The sequence below is a fragment of the Pedobacter sp. genome (genome assembly GCF_040513095.1).
In the GTDB taxonomy this organism is placed as follows: Bacteria; Bacteroidota; Bacteroidia; order Sphingobacteriales; family Sphingobacteriaceae; genus Pedobacter.
Map to the genome: position 1 here is coordinate 1 of NZ_JBEVDX010000102.1, position 19,445 is coordinate 19,445.

15 protein-coding genes and 1 tRNA gene are annotated in these 19,445 nt (G+C 43.0%); 4 read left to right on the forward strand and 12 right to left on the reverse strand.

Translation table 11 applies throughout. The annotated features are described in order from the left end of the window. From ABWY16_RS12350 to ABWY16_RS12390, 9 genes are all read right to left on the reverse strand, one after another. Nucleotides 1-1,148: acyltransferase family protein (locus ABWY16_RS12350; RefSeq protein ID WP_353904951.1), on the reverse strand; the 1,148-nt coding region annotated here is incomplete at its 3' end. A 100-nt stretch (nucleotides 1,149-1,248) separates the two neighbouring features. Then, nucleotides 1,249-2,178, reverse strand: a complete 930-nt coding sequence (locus ABWY16_RS12355; protein WP_353904952.1) for an RraA family protein — start codon at nucleotides 2,176-2,178, stop codon at nucleotides 1,249-1,251. A 25-nt stretch (nucleotides 2,179-2,203) separates the two neighbouring features. Further along, nucleotides 2,204-3,463, reverse strand: coding sequence for an amidohydrolase/deacetylase family metallohydrolase (locus tag ABWY16_RS12360; protein WP_353904953.1), 1,260 nt, complete (start codon nucleotides 3,461-3,463; stop codon nucleotides 2,204-2,206). A gap of 54 nt (nucleotides 3,464-3,517) precedes the next feature. Further along, nucleotides 3,518-5,038, reverse strand: a complete 1,521-nt coding sequence (locus ABWY16_RS12365) for a SusD/RagB family nutrient-binding outer membrane lipoprotein (protein WP_353904954.1) — start codon at nucleotides 5,036-5,038, stop codon at nucleotides 3,518-3,520. An 11-nt stretch (nucleotides 5,039-5,049) separates the two neighbouring features. Then, a complete protein-coding gene (locus tag ABWY16_RS12370) occupies nucleotides 5,050-8,412 on the reverse strand; it encodes a SusC/RagA family TonB-linked outer membrane protein (RefSeq protein ID WP_353904955.1) in 3,363 nt (1,120 codons plus the stop codon). Between the two features lie 250 nt (nucleotides 8,413-8,662). Next, nucleotides 8,663-9,646 carry a FecR family protein gene (locus tag ABWY16_RS12375; protein ID WP_353904956.1) on the reverse strand — a complete coding sequence of 328 codons (984 nt, stop codon included), beginning with the start codon at nucleotides 9,644-9,646 and terminating at the stop codon, nucleotides 8,663-8,665. Nucleotides 9,647-9,766: 120 nt separating this feature from the next. Next, a complete protein-coding gene (locus ABWY16_RS12380) occupies nucleotides 9,767-10,303 on the reverse strand; it encodes an RNA polymerase sigma-70 factor (RefSeq protein ID WP_353904957.1) in 537 nt (178 codons plus the stop codon). Nucleotides 10,304-10,655: 352 nt separating this feature from the next. Then, complete coding sequence (locus tag ABWY16_RS12385) at nucleotides 10,656-12,020, reverse strand: sensor histidine kinase (protein WP_353904958.1); 1,365 nt, start codon at nucleotides 12,018-12,020, stop codon at nucleotides 10,656-10,658. Nucleotides 12,021-12,090: 70 nt separating this feature from the next. Further along, nucleotides 12,091-12,912: an alpha/beta hydrolase gene (locus ABWY16_RS12390; RefSeq protein WP_353904959.1), complete on the reverse strand. Its 822-nt coding sequence runs from the start codon at nucleotides 12,910-12,912 to the stop codon at nucleotides 12,091-12,093. Nucleotides 12,913-13,151: 239 nt separating this feature from the next. On the opposite strand from ABWY16_RS12390, the gene ABWY16_RS12395 reads away from it, so the two are divergent. Further along, nucleotides 13,152-13,228, forward strand: a tRNA-Pro gene (locus tag ABWY16_RS12395). A 48-nt stretch (nucleotides 13,229-13,276) separates the two neighbouring features. Here ABWY16_RS12395 and ABWY16_RS12400 read toward each other — a convergent pair. Further along, nucleotides 13,277-13,975, reverse strand: a complete 699-nt coding sequence (locus ABWY16_RS12400) for a DUF1826 domain-containing protein (protein ID WP_353904960.1) — start codon at nucleotides 13,973-13,975, stop codon at nucleotides 13,277-13,279. Between the two features lie 82 nt (nucleotides 13,976-14,057). Here ABWY16_RS12400 and ABWY16_RS12405 point away from each other — a divergent pair, with 82 nt between their 5' ends. The 3 genes from ABWY16_RS12405 (at nucleotide 14,058) to ABWY16_RS12415 (ending at nucleotide 17,088) form a co-directional block, all read left to right on the forward strand. Then, nucleotides 14,058-15,083 carry an alpha/beta hydrolase family protein gene (locus ABWY16_RS12405; protein WP_353904961.1) on the forward strand — a complete coding sequence of 342 codons (1,026 nt, stop codon included), beginning with the start codon at nucleotides 14,058-14,060 and terminating at the stop codon, nucleotides 15,081-15,083. A 52-nt stretch (nucleotides 15,084-15,135) separates the two neighbouring features. Then, nucleotides 15,136-15,516 carry a hypothetical protein gene (locus ABWY16_RS12410; RefSeq protein WP_353904962.1) on the forward strand — a complete coding sequence of 127 codons (381 nt, stop codon included), beginning with the start codon at nucleotides 15,136-15,138 and terminating at the stop codon, nucleotides 15,514-15,516. A 192-nt stretch (nucleotides 15,517-15,708) separates the two neighbouring features. Then, the gene (locus tag ABWY16_RS12415; RefSeq protein WP_353904963.1) at nucleotides 15,709-17,088 is read left to right on the forward strand and encodes an aspartate kinase; all 1,380 of its coding nucleotides are present in this window, start codon (nucleotides 15,709-15,711) and stop codon (nucleotides 17,086-17,088) included. A 2-nt stretch (nucleotides 17,089-17,090) separates the two neighbouring features. Here the strand turns inward: ABWY16_RS12415 and ABWY16_RS12420 are convergent, their stop codons facing one another. Together ABWY16_RS12420 and ABWY16_RS12425 are read right to left on the reverse strand one after the other, a co-directional pair. Further along, entirely contained in the window at nucleotides 17,091-18,845 is a 1,755-nt protein-coding gene (locus ABWY16_RS12420; protein ID WP_353904964.1) for a HAMP domain-containing sensor histidine kinase, read from the reverse strand. Between the two features lie 24 nt (nucleotides 18,846-18,869). Then, nucleotides 18,870-19,445 (reverse strand): adenine nucleotide alpha hydrolase family protein (locus ABWY16_RS12425; protein ID WP_502930997.1); only part of this gene is annotated, 576 nt, incomplete at its 5' end.

The following is a 19,445-nucleotide window of genomic DNA, read 5'->3' on the forward strand; positions in this document are numbered from 1 at the left end:
ACAATCACATTCTTTTTATACATCCACCATATCGGAATAAAGATCAGCAGTACAATGGTAACTGCCGAAATCAGCGACGCATTATTTGGCGATAAATTAGGTTCAAAAACTTCATGATTAACAAAAGCCCAGATATTGGTTTTCTCGCCATGAGAAGAATATGGAATAAAAGATAACAACCTCGGTAAAACTCCCGAAAGCACAAATGCAGTGATAGCATTCCGGCCAAAGGCCACAAATGGCCAGATCAGGAGCTGATATTTTTTGATATCGATGAACCAATAGGATAATGAAAGGATAATAATCCCTATCCCCGCGGTATAAAGCACAAAAGAACTGGTCCATAAAGCTTTGTTAATCGGGAAAAACAAATTCCATATCAGTGCGGCAATCACCAGAATTGCACCCGTTCCAGCAATAACTCCCAGATCTTTCAAGTCTTTAAGTTTTCCTTTCTTCAGCCATGTACCAGTAAGCACACCGATAAGACACGTTCCTACAGCAGTTAGTGTTCCAAGCAAACCTTCAGGATCCCAGGTTTTAGAGGATTTCCAGAGGTGATTCTCTGTGAAGACCAGCCTGTCCAGCCATGCGCCCAGGTTTGTCGAAGGTTCAAGATTGGCAGGGCCGAAACCGGGCACAGGAACAAAATTCATCAGGATGTAATACCCTACCAGCAGTACAGCAACTGTAAAAACCTGGGTTCTGGTTGTAGTTTTTATATATATGAGTGCAGCAATGCCAAACACCACACCAATCCTGAATAAAACACCAGGAATACGGAGATGGGCAAGATCATACTTCCAGACGAGCGACAAACACATGCCCAGAAAGATAATCGTGACTGCCCTGCGAAGGATCGATAAGAGCAAAGCGCCATGCAGCGCAGGATTGGCTTTTCTGCCTTCCATTGCATATACGATAGAAACGCCTACGATAAACAGGAAAAAAGGGAATACAAGGTCTGTAGGTGTACATCCATGCCATGCAGAATGTTCCAGAGGAGTATAGATATGTGCCCAGCTGCCTGGATTATTCACAAGGATCATAGAAGCGACAGTGAAGCCCCTGAAGAAATCGAGAGAGAGCAGCCGCGGTCCTTTTGCAGGGATAGATTTGCCTTCGAAGGCTGGTTGTGTTAAATCCATATGAACATTTATTCAGAAATTTTTCAGCTTTCAATGTAGGCAAACCTATCCTTATAAAAAAGTATTTTAACCCTGCATTGCAAGGGATTCCCGCTTTACCTTACCAGGTTCTGCCTTTCATATACTCGTCAAGCTTTGCGCGGCTCATTGGTATTTTGCCCGGGTTTTTATCCAGCCATTTCAGGAAATCCTCCTTGATTTTGTCTGTCCATTGGTTATCAATTTCACCGGTAGAATACTTTCCTTCCTTAAGCATCTGGATACCAAATGTATCACGGAGACTGATAAATTCTGCCGTAAGGATTACTTTTTCGGCCAGATGCGCAGGAATGAAGATCACCCCCTCACTTTTTGCGATTACCAGATCTCCCGGTAATACGATAGCCCTTCCTATCCGGATCGGCGTATTTAAACCAGTCAATACCACGTCCTTCAGGTACGACGGATCCCAGTCGCGCACAAAAGCGTTAAATCCTTTGATCTGTCTCAGGCCATCAAGGTCACGGCTGGAAGCATTAAATACTACACCGGTACCCGTTTTTGCAAAAATTGAGTTCCCAAGGTTATCACCTATCAAAGTTCCTTCGGCAATTTTGCCAAAACCATCAGCAACATACACATCACCTTTGGATAACATGTCGATAGCCCAGGCATTGGTATTTCCTTTTCTACCCTGTTTCGCTCCGCGATCCTTGATATTCTTTTCGAGGTCAGGTCTTGAGGGCATATAGGCTGCCGTAAGTGCTCTTCCAACAAATGGGGCATTTTCATGTACCATTTTAAATCCGCCATCAAACTGGCATTTATAACCTTCATTGCTGAGGATAGTCCATGCTTCCTCGATACCTACATTTTTTGCACGTTCAAGCAGTTCATCCGGGATACGTGGCCTTCCGTCAGGAAAACGTTCCCCTTTCCAGTCGGACGTGAGGTAGATCAGTTCCTCTTTCGGAATTGTTTGTGCCTTTACTTTGCAAGCTAAAAAAGCGATGCCCAATGCCAGGAGGCTGGTTTTAATAGTCAAATTCATATCTCTATATTTCTACTTTAATAAATTAGTGGTCGCCTTTACCTAATGCGATAGGGCTTGTATTTCCATTCAGGTCATATACAACCTTACCATCCCTGATGGTTACTTCACATTCAAATTTTTGTGTTCCTGATTCTTTGTGTCCTGTATAATCAAAGAAACCGAACTTACCTTTACGGATATCGAAAACAGTGACATCTGCGGGAGATCCTTCAGAAAGGTTCCCAAGTTCTTCCATTTTGATGGCCTGTGCTGGTGCCCATGTAGAAGCTTTGATTACGTCTTTCAACGGCATTCCCATATTCAGGAACTTAGACATTACGCTCATCATATCCTTCATCGCATTGTTCATACTTCCGGTATGGATATCAGTACTCAGCGTATTTGGATAAAAGCCTTCCTTCATTGCAGGTAAAGCCTGTGAATAAGCAAAACTGATACCACCGTAACCTACATCAAAGATAATTCCTTTCTTGCGGGCTGTATAAAAATAAGGTTTTACTTTGCCTGTAGCTTTATCAATCATTTCCTCCCTTGAGGGGGCTAAAGCGCCAAAACAATGGGTAAAGATATCACCTTTTCTCAGGTGTGTTGTGAAAAGTTCCTCTAAAGACAATGCAGGTGTTGCGCCCCCAAAATCAACCATTACCGGGATATCCGCTTTTACGCCAGCCGCAACAGCATGATCTACCGGCGTCCACTCGTGACCTTCGTAGTGGGCTACTTTAATCCCAACAATTATCTTTTTGTTGTTGTTAGCCACCATAGCCAGCATCTTTGAGTTCATATCAGTAGTATCCTGCTCATATGCACCGCCCCGCATTCCTTCTCCAATGATATTCAGCATAGCAAGTACGCGTGTTTTCGACTGGTCAATTACATTTTTCTTAAACTTTGGAAAGCTTTTCCAGCCCGAGCTGCCTGCATCAACTACAGTGGTTACACCAACGCGAAAAGTAAATCCATCCGGGTTTAAAGCACTAAAGCCATCACTCAGGTAATGATCAGGAGTAGTACCCTGGAAATTGTGAGAGTGCATATCGATTAGTCCTGGTGAAACATACAGCCCTTTAGCATCCACTACCTGTGCAGCATCTGCCGTACTGATATTTGATGCAACTTTTGCTACTTTACCATTCAGAATGGCAACGTCCATAACTTTGTCGACATTGTTTTTTGGATCAATCACATGACCACCCTTGATGACGATACTGTAATGCTGCGCCTGTACCGTAAAGCTAAACATGCAGGCTGCTGCAGTGCAAAAAAGAAAAAACTTTTTCATTGTGTGTGTTTATTATATGTTAGTATTAGTATTCATATTTTCTTAATCAAAAGATTACTTATCCCACCAGATGCGCGTTAAAAAATCATCTGCTCCCTGGCGTGCAACTGCTGCCCTATAATTTTCAGCATTTAAATTCTGTTCGGTTATTGGATATTCCATTCTGCGGAAGATCTTGCCGCCGGTAGCATTTCCTACATAGTTGTTGGGCACCAGAGCCGGAAATCCCGTACGGCGGTAAGTCGCAAAAACTTCCTGGGAATTTGGATATACGCCTACCCAGAACTCATTATAAATCTGTTCCAATTGTGCGGCCATAGTACCGGATACCGAAAGTTTGTGGTATTTTATATATGTGCTGATCTGATTGGGTGTGATTACACCCGCCGGACCAAACAGTGCCCATTGCTGCATTGCTGCCGTGATTCCATTTTCGTAGAGTGTACTGGCAGAATTAGCTGTATACCAACCCCGTAACGCTGCTTCGGCCAGTAGGAAATTTGTTTCTGCAGTTGTCAGCAGTAAATAAGGACTGTTTAACTGCAGGATGGTAAGTTGGTTAGGTTCCGAATAGGTAACAAAATCAGAGGGCTTAGAACCAAGCATGGCAGACATCCCTTTTTGAACTTCAGCAGAAGTATCTGCCAGTCCATTTACATATACCACAGCCAGTACGGCGAGTCGTGGGTCTTTATTTGCTTTCAGCGAGTTGATAAATACATCCTGGAATTTACCTCCTTCAGTATTGCTGGTGCCGTTTGCCTGGATATAATCTGAGTTCAGCATATTCAGCGCAAGTGGATTCTTGTTGATGTCCTGTCCCATGACCACATAACCATTTACTTTTGCAATGTCTGCGTTGTCCAGGATAACTCCCCCTGCGATGGCTTTTTTTGCCCATACTTCGGCATTTGCCACATCCACTTTGGTCATTCTCATGGCCAGTCGTAACATCAGTGAATATGCAAATTTCTTCCACTGTGTGTTATTTCCACCGTAGATCAGATCAGCCTGGCCAAAAGTTGTTTTTGAAGGATCAAAACTTGCCGCAGCTTCATCGAGTTCTTTGAGCAGATCAGCATATATACTTTGCTGCGTATCATAAACCGGTTTATAAATTGCATCTGTATATCCCTTTCCAGCCTGTGAATAGGGAATATCACCGTAAAGATCAGTGAGCCTGCTAAAAATATAGGCTTTCCAGATCCTTGAGGCCGCAAGTGTATTAACCTGGCCCGGATCATCTTTTATGGTATTGATCACAGAAATGATCTCGTTTATTTCTTTGGGATAGGCATTTGTAAAAGCTAAATAACTTGCGCTGCGCTGGCTCAGCACATATTTGGCGCCGAAACCTGCAACATCATTAAAGCTTGTGGTATACTGCATTGTGCCCTGCAGCAGGATCAGCGAATTTGCAGCTCCGTCCAACTGTGCTTTAGTAAAAGTAAAAGCTGGATTCACAACGGGGGAAGCGTTCGGATTGGTATTCATTTCCTCAAAACCTTTATCACAGCCAGACAGTACCAGGCAGAATAAGAAAGCAAGAATGATAGGATTTAGCTGTCTTTTCATATCTTTTTTCATTAGAATTTAACCATTAAATTGAGCCCGACTGTCCTTGTTCTCGGTAAGCCGATAGATTCAAATCCCTGACTCGCCGAGTTGGTATAACTTTGTTCAGGATCAAAGTTATCTGTTTGTTTGTAGAGCGTTACCAGATTACGCGCGACAAGCGATATGGCGGCCGACTGAAGTGCGGCGATATTCTTTACAGGTAAAGCGTAGGAAAGGATGATCTGCCTAAGCTTGATAAAACCTGCGTTGTAAACGAACAGGTCTGTGTAAGATTTATAGTTATCATAATACGACTGCAAACCGCTTACCGGGATGAACCTGGTATAAGGAGCTCCTGTTTGAGTTACCCCAGCAACCGTAAGACCACCATCTCTTCCTGGCAGCGTCATTTTATTTAATCCCAGCCGTGTCGCATAAACGTCCGTCAGTGAGAAGATCTTGTTGCCAAACTTACCGTCAATTAAAATACTGAGCGTAAATTCTTTAAAGCGGAAATCATTGGCTAAGCCCATGGTCCAGGGTGCAACACCTTTACCCAGAACCTGTAAGCCGGTAGCTACGGGCAAGCCGGTAGTTGCATTAAAAACCGTGTTGCCATTGGCATCTTTCTGCATTTTTGTGCCCACTATAGAACCGTACGACTGGCCCACGATGTTGTTGACATAAGCGTAGGAATTTACAGAAGAAGCCATTTGGATCTGATTGAGCCCTTCGCTCAGTTTTTGTACTGTATTCTTATTGTAAGAAACATTGTAACTGATGTTCCAGGAGAAATTCTTTGATTTTGCAGGATTACCGGTGAACAAAGCCTCAACTCCCCTGTTATTCAGCTCACCCACATTGAGGATCACATTGTTAAAGCCGCTGGTACCGCTAATTGCAGTATAAACGATGTCGTTTGTTGTTTTACGGTTATACAGGGTGATGTCTGCGCCCAGCCTGTTGTTTAGAAATTTTGCTTCCACACCTGCTTCTGTTGTGGTTGAAGTATAGGGCTGAAGGTTACGGTTACTGATGGTTGTGCTGGTTACATTTTGGATGGGCTGGCCTGATGAGGGCTGATTGGTATATCCCAGATTGATCTGGTATGGGTCAGGTGCACCGCCACCAACCTGTGCCCATGACGCCCTTAGTTTTGCAAAGCTGATTACTTTTGGCAAAGCAAAAGCATCCGATAGTACAAAACTGCCACCGATGGATGGGTAAAAAAGATGATTGTGCTCCGGGCTGAGTGTTGAAAACCAGTCCTGTCTGCCGGTAACCGTTAAAAAAGCATAACTTCTGAATCCAATATCTGCCGATGCAAACAGCGAGTTGATCGCCGTATGGTTATTAGTAGGTACTGAGGCAATAGTAGAAAGGTTGGTAGTACTGTAAAAATAAGGTATAGTAAAGTTTTTCCCGGTAGTGGTGACCAGGTTGTAAACCGACCGCTGCTGGTTACCGCCGGCAAGCGCGGTTAATGTAAGATTATCAGTTATTTTCCCGCTATAGTTTAGGGTCAGTAAGCCATTGGTTTCAGCATTATCAGCCTTTAAGGCTGCGTACTGACCATTAGGAGTGTATAATGTTCCGCTAGGCAGGATATATTCGTATTCATAATTATAAAAATCACGGCTCACACTAGCCTTTGCAGATAGATTTCTGACGATCTCAAAGGTAAGTCCCGCCTGTCCGATAAATCTGTTTTTGGTATCCTCCTGTTGAAATTTGTTCACTACAAAATAACCATTTGTAGCGATTGCGGCATCATTCCATGCCGTTTCTTTTCCATTTACATCAAAACCCGGTTTCAACCAGTCAACATCCGTAGTATTTGACACTAAAAGCGGCGTCCAGTTTGGATTCCCCAATGCGTCGCCCGCAGTTGGCCTGTTATGTGCATTTTCAACATTATATTGTGCGAGCGCTTCGAAGCTAACCTTTGGCCCCAGTTTGCCGTTCACGCTCAGGTTTGCTGTTTTCCTGTTGTATGTACTGTTCGGAAGAATACTTTTGCTGTCGAGGTTGCTTCCCGAGAACCGGTAGGTCAGGTTTTCATTTCCACCTGTAAAGGCAAGGGTATTGGTAAATGACGTGCCGGTCTGATAGAAATCGTTCACATTATCTTTTACTGCCGAATACTGGTGCGACAAGCCGTCGGAAGCGATATAAGCCGAGCCATCTATCCTCGCACCAAATGAGCGACGGCCGCTGGCAATTGCCTGTGACTGAGTTGTTGGCTTTGTTCCGTCGGTACCCTGTCCGTATTCATACTGCCAGTCGGGCGATACAATTATCCTGTCTACATTAAAAGTGCTATTGTAATCAATGCCCACACCCTTTTGCGCGCGGCCTTTTTTGGTATTGATCAGGATCACGCCATTTGCAGCCCTTGCACCATACAGTGCTGCAGCCGTTCCACCTTTGAGGACACTGATCGATTCGATATCATCAGGATTGATCCCGCTGATCCCATCTCCCCTGTCCACATTCCCCGTTCCGTCCGAGCCACCATTTGAGGTAGCACTTCCGCCGGGCGTACTGTTATCCATTGGCATTCCATTGATCACGTAAAGGGGCTGATTACTTCCGTTGAGTGAACCGTTGCCCCTGATAATGATCCGGCTTGACCCACCCGGTCCGGTAGACAGTCCTGTAGCATTTACACCAGCTACTTTCCCTGTTAGCGCATTGGCAACGTTAATTTCGCGGGCCTGGGTGAATTCACTCCCATTTATTTCTGTGACCGCATATGCAAGGGATTTCTTTTCTCTTTTAATTCCAAGCGCGGTAACCACCACCTCAGTCAGGTCCTGCGACTGTTCCTTCATTTCTACATCGGCCACAGTTTTGCCTGCTACAGCAATTTCTCTGACCAGATAGCCCATAAATGTAAATATAAGTGTTCCGCTGCCCTCAGGAATGAAAATAGTGTATTGCCCATCAGCATTTGTAGTTGCCGCTGATGTTCCTCCCCTAAGTTTTACACTTACGCCGGGAAGGGGAAGTCCTTTATGATCCGTTACTGTCCCTTTAACCGGGAACTGCTGCTCTGCTGAAATGGCCGCTTTCGCAGCAGGTACTTTGTTTCTGAATTTTACAGCTTCTATCAGCACGAGGTTATCTGCAATGGTAAATTGCATGTTCAGGGGTTCAAGAATCGTCTTCAGCACTACTGAAAGCTTTTCATCTTTCACATTGATGCTGGCCCTGTCAGATGGTTTTAATACATCAGAGCCATATGCAAAATCTATTTTTGCCAGTTTGTTGATTATTTTTAAGACCTCAGTTACGGGCATTTTACTCACATTGAGCGTAATTCTGGTGTCAGGATCCTGAAATCTGACCTTTTCTGCCTCAGCATCAAAATCCAGGAGAAGCAAAAACACTATAAATATAATACTAACCAGATTTTTACATGAAAATCGGTCGGACAATATGTAATTTGTCATATATTAGAGGAAATTTGTTAATACTTCTCCGGTGAGTGGAGAAAATGAATTTTTTGAGCGAAAGCTTAATTAGTTGGATGTGGTGGGACACATCCAACTTTTTTTTTGCAAGTACTCTTACTGCATAGGCATTCGTGGTAGTTACATAGATCCGGTTCAATCGAGTGGAGAGCTATATTCTTAATTATTAGTATATTATATAATTTTGTTTTGTTTGTTTATAGTTGGTTTCTGTTAAATGGGTCACCGCATTCATGATCTCAGCAAATGACTGCTTGTTGAACGTACCCGTAATCCGTCTTTCTTTTTTCTCTTTGTTGAGCACCTTTACATTAATGCCAAATTTGTTACCGACTTTCAATGCAATTTCTTCGAGGGTAGCATTGTCAAAAACCAGCTCTCCCCTGCTCCAGGCAATCATCTCTGCAACATCTTTTATTGTATCTACAGCAAAAGCATCTCTTCCGGTACTTAAACTGGCGCGCTGTTTTGGCAATAAGGTTACGAGCTTTTCATTGCTGGTATTTTTGACAGCTACTTTACCGCTAAGGACAGTTACCGACATCCTTGACATTGCCGGGTAAGCCATTACGTTAAAAGAAGTACCAAGTACACTGGTCACAACTTTTCCGGAATGTACTAAAAAAGATTTTGAAGGATTATGAGCTACTTCAAAGTAAGCTTCACCATTCAGATAAACTTCACGTTTGCTTCTGTCGAATTTCTCGGGATACAGCAATTCAGAACCTGAGTTTAAGGTAACCTTAGTACCGTCATTCAGGTAAACAACAAGCATTTTGCCTGCTCCTGCTTTTCCTGAAACATATTTTTCGCCTGGTGTAGCTGAACTTTTATAGGTGGTAAACCAAAATGCCATAGCAAATATGCCGATGAGCATAGCCGCAGCACTCAGCCAGACCTTGCTGCTGTATTTATGGGTTGGGGTGATTTCCAGATCAGAAGCGATTGCCCTATTGTAAATCCTTTGCCAGTCGACATCATGTTCAGCTGCTGGATTATGCTGGTTCCAGAAATGCTCCATCTCAGCATCAAGTTCCATAGCAGCATCTTCACTTTTGACCAGTTCAAGAAGTTCTGCCACTTCAGCTTTATTAGCGTCACCTGCTACATATTTACTAAAAAGTACAGAAATTCTATTTTTTACTTCCATTCTCTGGCTGATTTAAAAGAAAGACACACCAGCTGTGCGATCAGACTAATCAAAACAGAAAAAAAAACAAATAAATACAATGTCAATGTTGGAACCAGGGAATCCTGGCTTTCAACCGCCTTAGCAAGTAAACAGAAAGAAAACTGTCACCGCTGAACTAATGCCGTTTTTAATGAGGAACGAACGTACAATACCCATTGCAGTAAGATGGTGGTTCTTAACTGTGTTTTTTGAAAGTTTAAGCTGTGAGGCGATTTCGTCATAACTCAGTTCATCCTCTTTACTCAGCTTAAAAACCAGTTTTCTTTGCGGGGATAAACCATCCACGGCTTGATTGATCAGTTTATTGTAATCAAAAAGATTCAGCTTAGTTTCTGCACTATCGCCATCTTTTGCAGCTACGCGTATCAGTTCTGTAGACATCTTTTCATTATAGGCCACCTTGCGGAGATGATTCAGGGAAAGATTTCTTGCTATTTTGAAAACGTAGCCGTCCAGGTTCTTGATTTCATGAAGATTTTCCCTTGCTACCCACAATTTAATGAAAATCTCTTGCGTAATCTCTTCAGCAACGTACTCCGACTTAGTTATAGCAAGTATATAGGCATAAACCCTACACTTGTAGTTTTTAAATATCTGGTTGAAGTCGTCTTTCATGGAATTTGTAAAAATTAGTCTATAGCTGCAGGTTAAGTATATATAAAAATCGTTTAAGCATGCTCAAATTACAACTTATTGACAATATTTTCAATAATATTTCATAAATACTATAAATAATTTGCAAACATTCCTGGAATACACGTACAGAAACAGAGATTGTAATAGGATATTATCAGTCTATACACCTATGAATGCGTTAAATTAGGCTTTCGTAACAATATTGTACAATATGTAATTTTTTGAATAACTCAGTTTTCCCCAGCTTTTTGAAGGCTTACATAGCTGTTACGGGCGACTGGAATCCTGAATAGGCCCGATGGGGGAATTGCTGATCTCTATATCCAGTCTTCTAATCTGCAACCGGAAGCATAAAACAAAACCTGCTTCCTTTGCCAAGCTCACTTTCAACCCAGATCGTACCCTGTTCAGCTTCTATAAAATCTTTGGAAATCGCCAGTCCCAGTCCAGACCCTGATTTGTTGTTACCATCAGCCGGAACCTGAAAATAGCGGTCGAACAATCGTTCCTGGTATTGTTCATCAATCCCTTTTCCATAATCACGCACGGAAAACTCAATTCCTCCTTCCTTTTGCACAAGACCGATCTGCACTTTCGATTGCGGAGCGCTATACCGCAGGGCGTTGGAGAGGAAATTGATCAGCACCCAGGCTGTTTTTTCAACATCAGCATTAACCGGGGGAAGTATACCATTACTGATCAGCTCCAGCTCAATATTTTTTTGCTCAGCCTGAAACTGCACAGCATTGAGCGCATAGTCCACAATTTCTTCGGGATGTGCTTTTACAAAGCTCAGTTGCAGATTGCCTGTTTCCACCTGCGCAAGATCAAGCAATTCGCTGGTGATCTTTAATAAACGGCTGCAGTCATCCTTAATATGATCAACCAGTTCCTTCTGTTCGGGGTTCAGCGGGCCGACCCGTTCATCATCCAGTAACTTCAAACTCATTTTAATAGCGGATATGGGAGTTTTCAGCTCATGAGACACGGTTGCTATGAAGTTTGTTTTAGCTTCATCCCGTTGTTTAAACTCTGTATTGAGCACGGCTGCCATCTCATTAAAAGATTGTGCGAGTTCTGCGAATTCATCAGAACCTTCAAAATGCAGTCGCTGTTTATAATTCTTGCGGCCGATTGCCTTAATCGCTTCCGAAAATTCTTTCAGTGGATTGGCTACAAAGCCAGGGAAATTCACCATAAAAGAGAACAACACCAGAAAACAAAAGGATGCTGCGGTAATTAAGTACAAAATTGCTTTCTCAACTGCCTGCTGCGCAGTCTTATTTTTCCTGACGATCGCATCCATGTTGAGCCGGTCTATCCGCATTAATTGTTTCCTCAAACCTGCCATTGCCGCCTTTTGCTGTTCTAACGGAACCGCCGGAGAATTCATCACCCGAAATCCAGCTCCCAATGCCGCAACTGCCTGATTTTCGCCTTTTTCGGTAATATTCTTCTGTTCCAGTTTCAGGATTCTGGAAAACCCGACAATCGCTTCTTTATCCAATGGAAGGTCATGCTGATCCAGGATGGAGCGCATATCCCTTGTATAACTTAATGTCTCATAATTATCTTTAAGGATGAGCTTTGCACTCTCCGAAATCTCATTCATATAGTACAGCGAGATTGATCCGAACAGGAGTACCAGCACAAACAGGAATCCAAATCCGAGACGGATTTTAGCTTTTATTTTCATCACATTTCAATTATTATCTGAGCACAAATGTGTTCATTGTCGTTCTTGCAATAAGTATCAGGCAATAGAACTAATCCCTGGTAAAATAGAGGCTCATATAAAGCATCTGGTATTTGACCGCATTTGCCCAGTATGGCCATGTATGCCCGCCGGGCCGGGTAATAAAGTCGTGCTGAATGTTCCTTTCCAGCATTTTATCGTGCAGGTTTACATTTACCTTGTAAAAAAAATCCTCTGTCCCGCAGTCGATGATCAGAGCCAGTGAACCCGGACTAAGCAGGTTAAGCATATTGGTCACTGTATTTCTCTCCCAGTTTTCCGGATATTCCGCATAGCTGCCCAGTTTTTCTTCAATCTTCCAGTTTTTTGGAAAAGGCCGGATATCCACTCCCCCGCTCATGCTTCCGGCAGCGCCGAAAAGGTCCTGATGCCTGAAAGCAAGGTACAGCGCCCCGTGCCCGCCCATGCTAAGTCCGGTTATAGCCCGGCCCTTTCTGTCTCTGATTGTTCTATAGTGGCCATCAATAAAGGGAATAAGCTCTTTAGTGACATACGTTTCATATTTCCAGGCTTTGTTCACCGGGCTGTCGAAATACCAGCTGGTCACGTTCCCGTCTGGGCAAACAATAATCTGCTGATATTGATCGGCGGTCATTGCTACAGTAGGTGCTTTTTTGATCCATCCCGAATAGTTATCGCCCGCCCCGTGGAGCAGGTATACTACAGGGTATGTCTTATCGTTGGAATAACTATCTGGCGTAATCACTACTGCCCTGATGCTTTTCTTCATCGCTTCGCTATACGTGGTTACAGTATCAACTTTTGCGGCATTCGCCTGATTAATGCTTAATGATGCTGCAAACAGCATTGGCAAGAAAATACGTTTTATCATAAAATAAGATAATTTATCCCGATAAAAATAAAGAATATCCGGATCAATCAACTTTCTTATGTGCATATTGAAAGTGTTTAAAAATTTTTCTCCTTGAAAAGCAAGGTTTTAAGAATTTTCTTTTGTTTTAATACCCGGCGACCCAAAAATTGTCATCAATTTATTTACCTTTGTCGCACGCCAAATCGGAAAGATCATTTAGATCATAAAGACAAGGTTAAAGGTGATACCAATTTTTTCGGGGTGTAGCGTAGCCCGGTATCGCGCCTGCTTTGGGAGCAGGAGGTCGTAGGTTCGAATCCTGCCACCCCGACCATATCAAGAAGCCCTCTAAGTCTCGAATTTAGAGGGCTTTTTTATGGATTTAACAAATCAGCAATAACCTGCTTTCTCCGGATTTCTCCTTTGGTGCCCGATGTAAACAAGGCAGAACCTCGCTTTGAGGATGATCAACCGCCAATTTCCAGAGGTGGCCAATGCCGCAGCTTATCGGGTGTGCTTCAGGTTTAGCCTGATAGTGCAGATCGAAAAAGTTTTCAGTTAAAAACGATTCAAATTCTCCTTCTGCAGCATCATACAGTTTTTCAAGTTCAATACGTATTTCAGGAATAAGTATTTTCTGTGTGCCTTGCGAATTCGGCAGTATTTCGCTCGGTTCGCCATAGTAAGTACATAAAAAAGTATCTGTTGGTACAGGAGCGCGATCCACATGATAGGAATAAACATCGGTCGGCAAAAATGGGAAAGTATCATCCCGGTCATAGTAGCTGATCACGTTAAGTACCGGTGATGCGCCATGGGCTTTCAGCGCTTTCAAATCCTTTAACAGGATTTCGCGTGCGAAATGGCCTTGTTCAGTTAACTGAAGTTCACGAAGCTCCTCTTCTTCAACTGCTGTTATATTACCGCTCAGTCCTACCTTTTGAACGATTTCAGCAAAATCACCCTTTAGTTCGCGAGTCCAGCACATCGCATTCATTACTCCTTTAAATGGCGTAGAAACAAGATCCATAAAATTTGTGACACAGTGAATTTGGTTCTCAGCGTAAGATAAATCTAACATGACAGCAAGGTAAATATAAATTTTGCCCATTGTCAATAGCAGATTTTGATAAAATTTCTTATTTTGTTTAAAAGCTACGATAATGCGATTCTACAACGTTTTGATCTTACTGTTCTTGTTTCCGCTGGTAGTTTGTTCACAAACCAGTGAGGCCCTTATTGGAGAAAGAACGTTCCATTTTACGGATACTCTCCGTGAAAGGAAGCTCAGTACAGAAATCTGGTATCCCACACATGATACAGGAAAACCAAGCTTAAAAAAAGATTATCCCTTCATGGTTGACCCCACAGTCAGGGACGGCATTTATCCTTCATCTAAGCATCCGCTTATCCTTTTATCGCATGGAACAGGCGGTAGCCGCATGACCCAGGAATGGCTGGCAGATATTCTGGTGAAAAACGGATTCGTTGTGGCAGCAGTAGATCATTGGGGAAATACCTATGACCATAAGAATGCTATTGATTTTGTAACGCCCTGGCAAAGATCGCTTGATATCAGTTTTGTGCTTACACAATTATTGAAAGATAATTCGCTGAATAAAATAATTGATAGCAGGCGTATTGGGGCAGCAGGATTTTCTATAGGTGGCTATACCGTACTTGCACTTGCCGGTGCGAAATTAGATTTGGAAGCATTAAACAAATTCTCTGAGACCCCGGAAGGGATACAGGAAACTAATATCCCGGAATTTCCGGATTTACTTAAAAGCGTGGATGAAGCTGCAGTACGGGTTTCTTTTCTGAAAAGTCCGCCCTTGAAAGATAACCGTATCAAAGCCTTTTTTGCGATGAGTCCAGCTATCGGACAGGGCTTTATCAGCAAGGAACAGTTTACATCAATTGATCATCCAATTTATATTATTGCAGCGCAGAGCGACAGTATAGCGCCTGTTAAAACCAATGCTGCACACTATCACAAGCTCATTCCTAAATCCCAGTTGTACATTATAAGTGGAAAAACTGGCCACTATGTGTTTTTGAATGAAGCCACACCTGAACTTAAAAAAACAGGAGCGCCTATATTTAATGATGACAAATCTGTAGACAGACACGCTGTCCACGAATTGACCGGAGCAGTAGCAGTAAGGTTCTTTAAAAAGACACTGTGAAATAAGAATTTAATGGATCAAAAAACCGTCTTTAATAAATACTATATACAATATGAAAAACGCTGTCAGTAAATTTAAGTTCAGGGACATAGCCACGGTTGTTAATGCGCCTAAAGCTTTTCTCTCAGACATTAATGAACTCGGTTTCGCCAATACCCTCCATCCAGATCTGCCTAATGAAAATACTGTTATTTTCCTTTATTCTAAAAAGGAGCTGTTAAATTTCCTCGAAAATCAGCTATCCCTAATCCTGCCAGACAGCATATTATGGCTTGCCTATCAAAAAGGAAGTTCTAAAATTAAAACTGACCTGAACAGAGATGTTATCCGTGAGACAGCAGAACAATACGGGATAAAAACAGTAACAGCTATCTCCATTGATGATACCTGGAGCGCTTTGCGGTTCAGGCCCTTGGAAAAGGCAGGAAAGTAGACTTGACTTTCCTACCCAAAATGACAGGAAGCTTTCCAAAATGGGGTACTTGATAAAGCCTTAACCTCATTGATTATTATCTAAAACTGATTTTTTCGCACATAAATGCTCGTCGGGCCGATCCAGAAGCTGATTTCTAATAATCGTGTTCCATCACTCTTTTTCTGGTCTTGCAATTGTAATCCCGCAGACATGCTAACAGTAGAAAAGATAGGTGGCACTTCGATGAGTGCGCTTAACAAAGTCATTCAGAACATCATTTTATTTGAGCGCGATGGCGCTGAACGTTATAACCACATTTATGTGGTTTCTGCATTTTCGGGGGTTACGGACATGTTGCTTGAAAATAAGAAAACAGGCAAGCCTGGTGTTTATCACCGTATTGCCAAACACCTGGATTTTCATGATCAGCTTGACCAGGTGGGCGAATCACTCAAGCAGATCAACAAAAGCCAGGCTGGCCTGGGATTAGATCTGGAACTTGCCGACTGGTTTATTACTATGCGGCTGCATCGCGCAAGGGTTTACCTTGATAACCTGGTCAACATCCTTGCTTCAGGTTATGTAAGCAAAGAGGGCATACTACTGGCGGCCAGGGAAATCCTCGCCTCTATTGGCGAAGCACACTCGGCCTTTAACCTGAGTAACATCCTTCAGCACATGGGAATGACCGCTTCATTTATAGACCTGAGCGGTGCCGAGGACCATCATCCCCTCACAATCGACCAGCGGATCAGACAGGCTTTCAAGGGAATAGATCTTTCAGATCGCATCTGTATTGTTACCGGTTATACAAAAGGGAAAGATGGTATCATGCGGGAGTTCGACCGTGGGTATTCTGAGGTAACCTTCAGTAAAATTGCTGCGCTCCTTAAACCTAAAGAAGCCATTATCCATAAGGAATACCATTTATCAACAGCTGATCCTGCGGTCGTAGGGATACCAAACTGCAGTCCTGTGGGTTTCACCAGCTATGACATTGCAGACCAGCTGGCTGATGTCGGAATGGAAGCCATCCACCCAAAGGCCGCCAAGCCACTTGAAATCAACGGGATAAACTTGAGAATTAAGAACACGTTTGAACCTTCGCATCCGGGAACACTAATCACCAAAGATTTTGTCTGCTCAAAGAAACGGGTGGAGATCATTACCGGTACAGATAAACTTTTGATTATCGATGTTTACGACCCTTTGATGGTAGGCGCTGTGGGGAGCGACTATAAGATTATGCAAATCTTCTTTCAGCACAATATAAGTTACACCTATAAAACCACCAGTGCCAACAGTATATCACTGGTGATCTGGGAACGTGATTTTAATCAGCGTTTTTTAAAAGACCTGCAAAACGAATTTGAGAAAATCACAGTAGAAAAAGTTGCGCTGGTATGTGTGCTGGGTTCTAATATGGACCAGCCAGGCTTGCTTGCAAGAAGTGCCTCTGCGTTGACAGAAAAAGGCATCAGCATCAAAAGCGCAGGATTTGCCCTCAGAAAAGTAAACATCCAGTTTTTAGTGGCCCGGGAAGACTTTAAAACAGCAGTCATTGCACTAAACAGTGCAATGACGCAGTAACTTTAATCAGCTATCGGAAGCAGGAAACAAAACCTGCTTCCTTCACCTATAGCACTTTCTACCCAGATCTTCCCGCCTTCGGCCGTAATAAAATCTTTAGAAATTGCAAGACCGAGACCAGAACCCGACTTGTTATTACCATCGGTTGGCACCTGGAAATAGCGGTCAAACAGGCGTTTCTGGTATTGTTCATCTATCCCTTTACCAAAATCCCTGACAGAGAATTCTATGTTTCTGCCAGATTCAATTATCTGAATAATAACCTGTGATTTTGCAGCGCTGTAACGCAGGGCGTTGGACAAAAAGTTGACCATCACCCAGGCAGTCTTTTCAGTATCTACGTTTACCTTAGGCAAATCATTTCTGCTGATCAGCTCGAGTTCTATCGACTTCTGTTCTGCCTGAAACCTAACGGTATCCATCGCATATATTGCTATTTTACGCGGATCTGATTTTACAAAATTCAACTGCAGGTTGCCTGTTTCCACCTGTGACAGATCAAGGAGCTCACTGGTAATTTTCAGCAAACGTCCGCAATCTTCCTTAATGTGTTGTACCAGCTCCTTCTGTTCAATGTTCATGTCTCCTACCCGATCGTCATCCAACAGTTTCAAACTCATTTTTATAGAAGAAATCGGTGTTTTCAGTTCATGGGAAACCGTAGCGATAAAGTTGGTTTTTGCCTCATCAAGTTCTTTGTACTGGGTAATATTTTTGAGAATATACACTTCTCCCGCTGTTTTCATAGCTTTTGTAAGTAACTGGTCCTGCTGGTCTTCATAAGAAGGAACCAGAATCTCACGGCGTTCCAGCTGGAAGTAAGATTCTTTACCGTCGGCATAGATTTTCATGGGTTTATCATTACCGCCAATCTGCATGATCTGATGGAGGAGATCATTCTTTCTGATCAGTTCCTGAGTATTTGCGCCAATGACGTCCTTCTCGTTCATATTGAGCAGTTGCCCGGCAACCTGGTTCAAAAACAAAATCTCCTTCTTCTCATTCAGCCCAATGATGGCATCCTGCATCTGCCCTATAATGGCTTCAATCCTTAGTTTTTCAGACTGCAGCTTGGCTATGTTGCTGTTTTCCCACTGATTGAGCTGTGAGGTCATCGCATTAAATTCACGGGCGAGTTCAGAAAATTCATCAGTACCATCAAAGTGCAGGTGCTGTTTGTAATTCTTTCGGCTAACCCCTTTAATGGCTTCTGAAAACTCCCTTAAGGGATTGGCCACAAAGCCCGGAAAGTTTACACTGAATGAAAACAGGATAATGAAACAAAGGGATGCGGCAGTAATCAGATATGTAGCCGCCTTCTCCACTCCTTTCTGCGCCTGGTCATTCTTTCTTACAATAGCATTCATGTTGAGTTCGTCAATCATCCTGAGTTGTAACTGCGCTTTTTTCAGCGCCTGCTGCTGCATAGTCAGATCCACCGAAGGGCTGGTCATTAACCTGATCGCGTCTGCAAGTGCCTTAACTGCTTGTCCTTCTCCTTTTTCAGTTACATTGCTTTCTTCCAAACGTAGCTGAGCAAAAAATTTCGTCGCCGCTGTTTTAGAAAGGGGCAATTTGTTGTCATCCAGGATAGCGCGCATAGAACGTGCAAATTTCAGGCTCTCATAGTTGTCCTTCAGGATGACTTTTGAACTTACCGAGATCTCGTTCATACAATACAGGGATATTGCCCCGAAGAAGATCACCACCACGAACAGGAATCCGAATCCGAGGCGTAATTTTGTTTTTATCTTCATAATTTTGTGGTATTTATATTTTTATTATGACAGGATCACCAGATCAGTTTCTGTTTTTGATATGCTTTTCAAAAGCTTATTAAACAATGCCGTTCGCATGATTACCTGGAAAAGGCTGAGGTGGGGCTTGCCGATACAAATTGTGGTTACTTCTTTTTCTGCGGCAATCCTCGTAATGGTATCTGTTACATCTTCTGATTTCACCTTAAGCACCTCGGCACCAAGTTCTGTAGCCAGCTTCAAGTTATTGATCAGGTGCCGCTGCAGATCCAGCCTGATCCTGTCGCCCCCTTCGTGGCTGCGCTGCACATATAATACTATCCAGGGCGACCGGTAGTAAGAAGCCAGGCGTGCAGTTTTACGGATAATAATCTTTGCCGTTTCATGATTGGTAGAAATGCAGGCCAGGAACTTTTCCGGCCTGAGTTTAATCTGCTTTGGTACCTCTGCACTAATCTTTCTTTCCAGGTGATGCGCTACTTCTTTCAATGCGAGTTCACGTAACTGCAGTATCCTCTCGGGCTGAAAGAAATTATCCAGGGCAAGTTTGATCTTGGTCTGATCATAGATCTTTCCAGCTTTAAGGCGGTCTATCAGGTC